Raw genomic sequence first — 901 nt, forward strand, 5'->3', positions numbered from 1 at the left:
CCGCGCACGCGGCGTGCTCGACGTCCAGCAGGGCCACGGTGGCGCCGCGCCGGTGCAGCTCGCGGGCCAGGGCGAGGCCGATCCCCCGCGCGGCGCCGGTGATCAGCGCGACCGCGCCGGAGAGGTCGAGTCGGTGCCGCGTCATCGACGCCTCCTTTCCGGGTTCGACGTGCTCGGAGGTTTGGTGGCTCAGAGGTCGAGCGAGATCGTCGGGCCCGCCGCCCGGGACACGCACGGCAACATCGCCCGGTCGCGTTCGGCCGCGGTGAGGGTCGTGTCCCGGTGCTCGACCCGCCCGTCGAGCACCGCCACCCGGCACGTGCCGCAGAATCCCTGCCGGCACGAGTAGGCGACGTCCGGTCGTTCCCGGCGGAGCGCGGTCAGTGCCGTCTCGTCGGCGGCCACGGACACCGTGCGGCCGCTGCGCCGCAGCTCGATGTCGAACGGTTCGCCGCGCACCACCGGTTCCGGGGAGAACCGCTCGGTGTGCACGGAGGCGTGCGGGGCGGTCTCCCGCAGCCGGTCCCGCGCCGCCGTCATCAGCGGCGGCGGCCCGCACAGGTAGACGGCGGTGCCCGGCCCGGCCGACGGCACGAGGTCGCCGACGTCCGGCGGTCCGGACTCCCCGTCCGTGCGGAGTTCGATCCGGTCGCCGTCCCGGGCGGGGAGCTCGTCCAGGAACGGCATGCTCGGCCGGTCGCGGCCGAGGTAGACCAGCCGCCAGTCGGCGCCCGCCCGGTGGCAGGCGCGCACCATCGGCAGGATCGGCGTGATGCCGATGCCCGCCGCCACGAACCGGTAGGACTCCGCGGCGACGAGCCGGAAGGCGTTGCGGGGGCCGCGCACGGTGAGGCACGCGCCCCGCCGCAGCTCGTCGTGGATCTCGGCGGAGCCCGCGCCG

The 901-nt window shown here is 76.4% G+C and carries 2 protein-coding genes; both read right to left on the minus strand.

The features are described 5' to 3' along the window. Nucleotides 1-145, minus strand: a 145-nt coding sequence (locus SACPADRAFT_RS31420; protein WP_007027779.1) for an SDR family NAD(P)-dependent oxidoreductase, incomplete at its 3' end; no start/stop codon positions are given. 44 nt (nucleotides 146-189) lie between these two features. Next, on the minus strand, nucleotides 190-901 hold a 712-nt coding region (locus SACPADRAFT_RS26645), incomplete at its 5' end, for a PDR/VanB family oxidoreductase (protein ID WP_157577126.1).

The sequence above is a fragment of the Saccharomonospora iraqiensis subsp. paurometabolica YIM 90007 genome (genome assembly GCF_000231035.2).
GTDB lineage: Bacteria > Actinomycetota > Actinomycetes > Mycobacteriales > Pseudonocardiaceae > Saccharomonospora > Saccharomonospora paurometabolica.